8 protein-coding genes are annotated in these 8,298 nt (G+C 42.2%); 4 read left to right on the top strand and 4 right to left on the bottom strand.

Translation table 11 applies throughout. The annotated features are described in order from the left end of the window. The first annotated feature begins 149 nt into the window (after window positions 1-149). Complete coding sequence (locus tag IBX40_08850; protein ID MBE0524420.1) at window positions 150-2,906, top strand: HAD-IC family P-type ATPase; 2,757 nt, start codon at window positions 150-152, stop codon at window positions 2,904-2,906. Window positions 2,907-2,976: 70 nt separating this feature from the next. Beyond that, a complete protein-coding gene (locus IBX40_08845) occupies window positions 2,977-4,185 on the top strand; it encodes an MFS transporter (GenBank protein MBE0524419.1) in 1,209 nt (402 codons plus the stop codon). Between the two features lie 40 nt (window positions 4,186-4,225). Here the strand turns inward: IBX40_08845 and pdxT are convergent, their stop codons facing one another. Further along, the gene (pdxT, locus tag IBX40_08840; protein MBE0524418.1) at window positions 4,226-4,819 is read right to left on the bottom strand and encodes a pyridoxal 5'-phosphate synthase glutaminase subunit PdxT; all 594 of its coding nucleotides are present in this window, start codon (window positions 4,817-4,819) and stop codon (window positions 4,226-4,228) included. 374 nt (window positions 4,820-5,193) lie between these two features. On the opposite strand from pdxT, the gene IBX40_08835 reads away from it, so the two are divergent. Both IBX40_08835 and IBX40_08830 read left to right on the top strand, forming a co-directional pair. After that, window positions 5,194-5,592 (top strand): pyridoxamine 5'-phosphate oxidase family protein, encoded by a 399-nt coding sequence (locus IBX40_08835; protein MBE0524417.1) that lies wholly within the window; start codon window positions 5,194-5,196, stop codon window positions 5,590-5,592. Between the two features lie 48 nt (window positions 5,593-5,640). Then, the gene (locus IBX40_08830; protein ID MBE0524416.1) at window positions 5,641-5,991 is read left to right on the top strand and encodes a hypothetical protein; all 351 of its coding nucleotides are present in this window, start codon (window positions 5,641-5,643) and stop codon (window positions 5,989-5,991) included. A 5-nt stretch (window positions 5,992-5,996) separates the two neighbouring features. On the opposite strand, the gene IBX40_08825 is transcribed toward IBX40_08830, so the two are convergent. The 3 genes from IBX40_08825 to IBX40_08815 all read right to left on the bottom strand — a co-directional run bounded on the left by IBX40_08825 (window position 5,997) and on the right by IBX40_08815 (window position 7,945). Next, window positions 5,997-6,704 carry a hypothetical protein gene (locus IBX40_08825; protein MBE0524415.1) on the bottom strand — a complete coding sequence of 236 codons (708 nt, stop codon included), beginning with the start codon at window positions 6,702-6,704 and terminating at the stop codon, window positions 5,997-5,999. Next, window positions 6,701-7,642, bottom strand: coding sequence for a 2-hydroxyacyl-CoA dehydratase (locus IBX40_08820; GenBank protein ID MBE0524414.1), 942 nt, complete (start codon window positions 7,640-7,642; stop codon window positions 6,701-6,703). The genes IBX40_08825 and IBX40_08820 overlap by 4 nt, the downstream gene beginning before the upstream one ends. A 102-nt stretch (window positions 7,643-7,744) precedes the next feature. Then, window positions 7,745-7,945: a hypothetical protein gene (locus IBX40_08815; GenBank protein MBE0524413.1), complete on the bottom strand. Its 201-nt coding sequence runs from the start codon at window positions 7,943-7,945 to the stop codon at window positions 7,745-7,747. Window positions 7,946-8,298: the final 353 nt, after the last annotated feature.

The raw sequence follows: 8,298 nt of genomic DNA, 5'->3' as shown, positions 1-8,298 counted from the left end.
TTATTAGATAATATTCCTATAAAAATAGTAATTTATGCAGGTGCTGAGTATATTCATGTCAATAGGAAAGCATATATCAGTAAGAAGTACACTTTCATAAGTTGGGGAATTCGCTAAAAAAATTCTAAGACCTCAAAAGGATGATTGAATTGCCAAATGGAACCAGTTGGTACCAGTTACCAGTAGAAGAAGTATTTGAAGCTCTGAATTCGGGATATTCCGGACTTACATCTGAAGAGGTAAAAACAAGGTTGGACCACTTTGGATACAACGAATTGAAATTTAAGAAAAAAAGCCCGATTATTCGCCTACTGATGCAGTTTAATAGTGGTTTGATCTACATTCTTTTAATTTCTGCAGTTATCACTACTGTTCTGGACATGTTAATGGATACAATAGTCATCCTGGCAGTAGTGATCGCCAACGCCATCATAGGTTTTATTCAGGAGGGTAAAGCCGAAGAGTCCGTAGAAGCATTAAAAAAGATGATGGTACCAGAGTGTCTGGTAACCCGGGACGGCAGAAATACCATAATTCCGGCACGGGAACTTGTTCCAGGCGATGTTGTACATTTAGAAGGAGGGAATAGAGTTCCTGCAGATCTCAGATTATTCTATGCCAAGCACATAAGAGCAGATGAATCAGCACTTACTGGTGAATCTGTGCCGGTCCCAAAAAGCATTGACCGAATTCCTTTATCTGATCCTTCACCTGGAGACCAGCACTGCATAGCGTTTAGTGGTACTTTCATTACTCAGGGGTCAGGCCAGGGGATCGTGATAGGAACAGGTGAGCAAACTGAAATTGGCAGAATTGCAAAACTCATGACAGAGATCAAAAAAATCACTACTCCTTTGATGCAGAGAATGAACCAATTTTCAAGCTTTCTGGTTAGAATAATACTTGCCATAACATTACTCAATTTTATACTGGCAATTTACCTGGGGCATTTCAGTATCGAGTATGCGTTCCTTGCCTCGGTATCCCTTGCAGTGGCTGCAATTCCGGAAGGACTGCCAGCAATCATAACAATAACACTGGCTATTGGTGTAACGGCAATGGCACGGAAAAATGCACTGGTCAAACGGTTGCCTGCTGCTGAAACACTTGGAAGTACAACAGTGATATGCTCTGACAAGACAGGGACACTAACCAAGAACCAGATGACAGTATCAAGAATCTATTGTGGTGGAAAGGATTATACTGTAACTGGAGTGGGATATGAACCAAAAGGTGAGTTTATTGCAGGGGATGCAATTATCAACCCGGCTCAGTGTGATCCTGATCTGATTAAGACATTGATGGCAGGATATATGTGCAACGATGCAGTCCTCATTCAAAAATCAGAAGAATATTCTATAATAGGTGATCCGACTGAAGGGGCAATAATAGTATCTGCTGAAAAAGCAGGTATTGTGGATATCAACGAAAAAACCGAAAAACATCCCAGGATGGATGTGATTCCTTTCGAGTCTGAACAACAGTACATGGCAACTCTCCATGAAGGCGATTCATCATGTAATATAATATATGTGAAAGGCTCGCCAGAGCGAGTACTCAAGATGTGTACATACCATTTGGTGAACGGGGAAGTGGTTCATTTAGATGAAAAAGCTGTTCAGATAATTGAAGATAAAGCCGGGGATATGGCGCAGAATGCCTTGCGGGTGCTCGCAATGGCGTATAAGACCGTGAATAAGGATAAGACATCACTCCACTCTGATTGTGTAAAGGAACTTACTTTTCTGGGACTTCAGGGAATGATCGATCCTCCAAGAGAGGAGGTTATTGAGGCAGTTGCAAAATGCCGCTCAGCTGGCATTAGAACAATAATGATTACAGGGGATCATGCATTGACAGCGAAAGCTATTGCCGAACAACTTGGGATATGCGGCCCCACCTCTACAGTGCTAAGGGGTGACGACATATCACATATGAGCGATGATCAATTGTACGATATAGTGGAATCGGTCTCGGTATATGCCAGAGTAGCACCTGAACATAAATACCGCATTACTAAACAGCTGCAGCGTCATGGGCATATCGTAGCCGTCACCGGAGATGGTGTGAATGATGCTCCTGCATTGAAGGCTGCAGATATTGGAATTGCTATGGGGATAATCGGAACTGATGTGAGCAAGGAAGCTTCTGATATGATCCTTATTGATGATAATTTTGCCAGCATAGTGGCTGCTGTAGAAGAAGGACGGTATGTTTTCGATAACATTAAAAAAGTAATTCTTTATACCCTTCCAACAAATGGAGGACAGTCCTTATTGGTAATTGGAGCACTTCTTCTTTCACCTTTTTTAATTCTCTTTAACAACCGACTGCCTGTAGAGCCAGTGCAGATCCTGTGGATTAACCTTTTGGATGCGGTAGCACTTGCACTTCCAATTATTATGGAGCCAATGGAGAAGGGGTTGCTTGAGCGTTCGCCACGTGACCCAAATGAGAAAATAACTTCAGCACCATTTTTCAAAAAAGTTGGATTGGTCTCTATTGCAATGGCAGCAGCTGGATTTTTTATTTATTCATATTACGGCATGCCCGCAATTGTGGATGGGGTCGTTGTTCATGAAGACATAATAAGGCAAGCCCAGACCGCAGCATTTACTACCGTTATCATAGTGCATTTGTGTTATCTCATTACTGCACGCTCAATTACAAAATCGGCTTTTACCTTCAGCCCGTTTTCAAACAGGTGGCTGCTTGCCGGAATTGCAATTACGATAAGCCTGCAGCTACTTTTGATCTATGTCCTGCCTGACATTGGGTTCAATCCGCTTAGAACCGCACCAATACCAATAGATTGGTGGGGTATTATGTTCCTGGCTGCGCTGCCAGGGTTCTTTATAATCGAGATCGAGAAGTTTCTGACGAAGCGGTTTGGGAATGCTGCATAGTTATCCCTGAAATTTTAATGGAATTGGGAAACTAAACGAAAGGGTCGATATAATATTGCCTGAAGATAATATGACCAAAATCAAAACGCATCCAGAAGAAGAACCAGATTTTCTGATATCAGGTATCAAGAAAAATGTCTTCGTCCTGGGTCTGGTAAGCCTGTTCACTGACATTGCCAGTGAGATGATCTACCCCGTCATTCCATTATTTCTTACCCTGGTATTGGGCGTACCTATGTCTGTGGTAGGCCTGATCGAGGGATTGGCAGAGAGTGCTGCCAGTATTCTGAAGGTAGTGTCGGGCTGGTTTTCTGATAAAAAGGGTATGCGCAAACCTTTCCTGGTTTTGGGGTACAGTATTTCTGCATTCTCAAAACCTGTCCTGGCCCTGGCATTGGGCTGGCCCCATGTGCTCATAGCAAGATTGATGGACAGGACAGGCAAAGGGCTTCGTACCTCGGCTCGTGATGCCCTGATCGCTGATTCATGCGATCCTGTTAACAGGGGCAGGTCATTCGGGCTACACAGGTCAATGGATACCATCGGTGCAGTAGTGGGACCAATGATCGCACTTGTACTGTTGTATATGACTTCTCTCAACTACAGGCTGGTATTTCTGGTGGCGTTCATACCTGGACTGATTAGCATTCTGCTTGTTGCTTTTTTTGTGGAAGAGCGAAAATGCGCCCGAACTGATACGATTTATTTTAACATCTCCCAGTTTGGCAGGCATTACAAAGTGTTCCTGCTGATCACGATTATTTTCGCACTTGGCAACTCCAGTAATGTGTTTTTGATTCTGAGGGCACAGGAAATGGGTTTTTCACCATATCTGGTAATATTGTCCTATATCCTGTTTAATATTGTTTACTCGCTCTTCTCTTTTCCACTGGGTACATTATCTGATAAAAAAGGGCGGCGAGATATAATGACAGCAGGGTTTCTGGTCTTTGCCGGGGTGTATTTTGGATTCGCATTGATACAGGAAAGTATCTATGTATGGCCGCTTTTCATAATCTACGGATTATATGAGGCACTGACTGAAGGCATAGGGAAAGCCTATGTAGTGGACCTGGTCCCTTCAGACAAGCGGGCTACTGCCCTTGGAATATACTATGCCGCTACTGGCATGATGATGCTCTTTGCGAGTATCATTGCCGGGCTGTTATGGGACATTTTAGGCGCCCCCGTACCTTTTATTTTCGGTGGAAGTATGGCTGTTCTATCTGCGCTGCTGCTCTTGGTACTGATGCCGCAAATGCATCATATAATGGAGTAAAGAAGATAGGTGGTTCAAGAAATATCTATATGTAAAACGGTTATTTTACCAGTCCAAAAAAATAATGGTGAATCCTAAGATCCTGAGTAAGTTCAGGATGAAATGAAAGGGCCAGTATATTTCCCTGCTTTGCTGCCACGATCCATTTTTCAAACCTGGCAATAACTTCCACCTCAGGCCCCACCCAGGTGATAGCTGGCGCACGGATAAATACAGCATTATAAGGTGAGTCCAGATGTGCAACCTCCAACGGGACCTCAAAAGAATTGCGCTGGCTGCCGAAAGCGTTGCGGTTTACATCAATGTCCATGACTTTCAGGAGTTTCTGGCCTGTACGCTTTGCCTGTTCGCCGCCGTCTTTTGCCAGCAGTACCAGACCTGCACAGGTCCCCATTATAGCCTTGCCAGATGTGGCTGCATCCTTTATTTCGATATCCATCCTTTCCCTGGCAATCAACCTCCCCAGGGTCGTGCTTTCCCCCCCGGGCAGGATAATGGCATCGCACGATGGGATTGTGCCGCTATGGCGGACCGGAATAACCTCAGCAGGTATATCCATGTCCTCAATGGCCCGTTTGGCTGCAGTTATGTGTTCTTCAACATTTCCCTGGATGGCAATAACAGCGATTCGCATAATACATTCCTGATATTGTGAACTGTAATAAATATATCACCAAGGTCAGTTGAATTTATTTTTGCAGGGCTTTGATCATTTCAAATAATTTGTTCATAAGGCCCTGTGGGATTCCTGAAATATCTTGATAAAGTCTTCGCAGGTTCAGGGATATTGTGGAAAGGTATGGAATGATGACATCGACTCGGAGTGGATAGCAGAAGTCTGTTTGAATGTACAGATATCTGGAATTAACTGTCCTGGTTGCCTATTGAATGATATAAGCTGATATAATCCCATTCTTGATATTTTAATAAGAATTTTAATTCAAACACTTTAGAACGATCATCAAAACATTTATGAATACATTGAACTACATATTAAATGGTGATAATATGGTTAAACTAACAACAGAAGTAATAGAAGTCATTAAAAAGCAAAAACCACTTCCAATTGCAACTACAGATAATACAGGCAAACCAAACGTGGTTTTTGTTGGAATGTGGAAATTTATTGATGACGAAACAATCTTGATAGTGGACAATTTTTTCAAAAAGACAGCTGCCAATCTAAAAATGAACCCCAGATTGGCTATGGTAGCTTATGATGGTGAATCCAGTAAATCATATCAGATCAAAGGTACAGTAGATTATTTGGAAAAAGGGGATCAATATCAGGAAGCAAAAGCAATGGCAGATTCTAAAAAGCTGCCAGGTAAAGCTGCAGTGATAGTACATATAGAAGAGGTTTATGATGCAGTATATGGACCCCATGCCGGGGACCGTATAGCATAATTATAAACATCATTTTTTTTATAAAGAACTGGAATAATGGTGATATATTTGTCTGAAATAGAATCCAAAGAACAAACTGATGAGAACATATATATCGGTGATGAATACGCTGAAGATGAGGGGCAAGGTGAAAAACAAACAAACGAACTTGAAGGTCTGTTTGATCTTTTGTTACCTCCAGGCATACCTGAATCAATTATCGTCGATTTAGTTGAAGAATTTGATCTGGAAGTAACCATGAGATTGGTTAAGACAAGTAACGAAAACGGGGCAATCGAAGAGCGGGAAGTATTGGTTTTACGAGGTGACCAAGATTCTGTTAATAACGCCCATGATCAAATGATCAACAGAATGCGTAACCTTTCTGAAGATTTTAAGAGCCCCTGGGTAAAAGACTGACATAACTATTTCAATACCTTTTGTTCGCCATACAGCGCCGCACCGAGAGCATTTATCAGTTGGGGTTCGGGCGGCACTTTTATTTTTGAATTCAATATTGAATTCATGGCATCCAGAATACCTGTATTCAAAACCGTACCGCCGATCATAGTTACTTTTTCAGTCGGGGGGATCATTTGAGAAATACGCCTGGCAAAGGCCTGATGTATTCCATGGACTACTTCTTCCATAGTATACCCCTTTACTAATTGGGAGATCATCTCTGATATGGCAAACACACCACAGGTGTTGTTTATCTGTGCTCCTTCTCGGACCCTGTTGTGCAGTTCTCCAAGGGATGCTACCGGAATGTCAAAATAATGGGCTGCCAGCTCCAGGAATGCACCTGTGCCCGCACTGCATTTATCATTGATTAAAAAGCTGTTATTTCTAAGGTCTATTACTTTTGTATCCTGCCCGCCAATATCTACGATCATCTGTGTTTCAGGAAAATGATATTTTACACCAAATATTGCAGCTGTTATCTCTGTTATAGCATCTCTATGGGGTACTTTCTTCCTGAAATAGCCTGTGGAAATAATTTGCATTTCATCAATATCAGCATCCACCAGCTCCTGCCATCGATGACTGGGCACAACTTTCGATTTGGTCACATTCCCTTCATGTAGCAGTACAATCTTGGCTGTGGTAGAACCCACATCAAGTCCTATCATGTTGATACCTCCAGCATCTCTGAAAAAGCTTCAAGCCTGAGTACTATTTGTTCCGGGGTCGGCCGAGGCAGGTCACCCTGGACGGTAAGAATAGGATAATCCAGGTATTCCCTGAATATCTCGTCCTCCAAAGTATGATGACAGGCAAACTGGGTATAATGGATCACTCCATCTACGTTGCGCTTGTCCAGTTCCCTTTTGATAACTTTTATTCTGGTCTCAATAGGTCCTGAAAAGGAATAATCCCTGTAACTCCTGGCAATGGATCTGAGATCTCCCCCTCCCAATCTAATGAATTCGTATGGCAGTTCGTCATACACGATATGCAGTCCTAAACTCTCAGCCACTTCATGGAAATCAGGATAGATAGGGGGAACACCGATAAGGGCCACCCGGCTGGAATATTCCACATTCGTCCTAAGGATGTTATCCAGGCATTTTTCAAATGCAACAGGATCGCCTTGAAGATCGCTGAATGAAATTAGAGCGGAAAATACATCAGATGCTCGAACCCGGTCTTCTACTCTTAGTCTGTCCAGTGCCTTCCCTTTCTGTTTCAAATCCCATACTTGTTTGAACATACCAGTTTCTTTTATGCCTCCTAAGAATTCGGTGAGATGAAGTAGCTGGGATTCCATATACTCAGGGTCCCGGTCAAAAGGATAAAAGAAATAATGTGTTGGCTTACCGCTCATTGCCACTTTTTGCCCATCCACCAATGCATTATGACAGTCTCCACCTGCCACAACTACAAGTGAATCTAGATACATTCCACCATCCAAAATCATATCCCGCCAGACAGCGGTCCATGCGCATAGCTTACTACGGGGACTTGTGTGTGATGTGGGCACGATATTGTTCACATCGAACGGCTGCCAGTGGCATGCATATATTAATTCAGGAGGGATCAGGGCTGTTATACCAACAGTTTTTGTCATTGGCTGACCAATATGCATAGAAGATAATATCTCTTTTGACAAGGCCCCCGTCCAGGGGTAAGGTGGTCGGGAGTGCCAGGAAAGTGCAGGTGTTTGTGGATGTTATTGCACTCCCAAATTATTGGGCATGTGCTGCGTGCGGTCCCCTTCAAAGTGCATAAGAAATTCGTCGAGCTTCTTGAAATTGACTATTTCGTAAAATTCTCTAAGCGATTTACCTGCCGGTGTTATTCCATGTTCAAGCAGTTCATCGGCCTGTTTTTGAGTGAGGGTATTTCCTTCTATTGCAGTTGTTCCCTGCACATAGCGGACAAAGACCGAGTTGTTGTAGATTTTCAGTTCATCGGGAAATTGTGACTCAAAAAGCTGGTAGTTGTAATGTATTAGCTCTAATGTGAGTATGCAATTTGTTGATTTTGGACATAAAGTCTGGCAGGGTCAATTTTTCCAATCTGCCTACATATAGCAGTTTTGTTATGCTTTTATTGTTAACTTTATCTTTATATTTAATATAAAGGTATTTTTTGCCTTAAATTTTCTTTATTTTTAACTTTTGCATGATATCTTATGTTAACATAATATTTTAAAAATCTATTGTTTCAGGTTAACAAGTGATGTGCATAACTTACAATTCAAAGATCAATAAATTGAAGAAA

The organism is Methanosarcinales archaeon (assembly GCA_014859725.1).
Classification (GTDB): domain Archaea; phylum Halobacteriota; class Methanosarcinia; order Methanosarcinales; family Methanocomedenaceae; genus Kmv04.
This window is presented reverse-complemented; position numbering and strand designations above follow the sequence as displayed.

Excerpts from the sequence above, each read along its gene's own strand:
- IBX40_08835 (MBE0524417.1), top strand. The coding sequence starts at position 5,194 with ATGGTTAAACTAACAACAGAAGTAATAGAAGTCATTAAAAAGCAAAAA.
- IBX40_08820 (MBE0524414.1), bottom strand. The coding sequence starts at position 7,642 with ATGACAAAAACTGTTGGTATAACAGCCCTGATCCCTCCTGAATTAATA.
- IBX40_08845 (MBE0524419.1), top strand. The coding sequence starts at position 2,977 with ATGACCAAAATCAAAACGCATCCAGAAGAAGAACCAGATTTTCTGATA.
- IBX40_08825 (MBE0524415.1), bottom strand. The coding sequence starts at position 6,704 with ATGATAGGACTTGATGTGGGTTCTACCACAGCCAAGATTGTACTGCTA.
- pdxT (MBE0524418.1), bottom strand. The coding sequence starts at position 4,819 with ATGCGAATCGCTGTTATTGCCATCCAGGGAAATGTTGAAGAACACATA.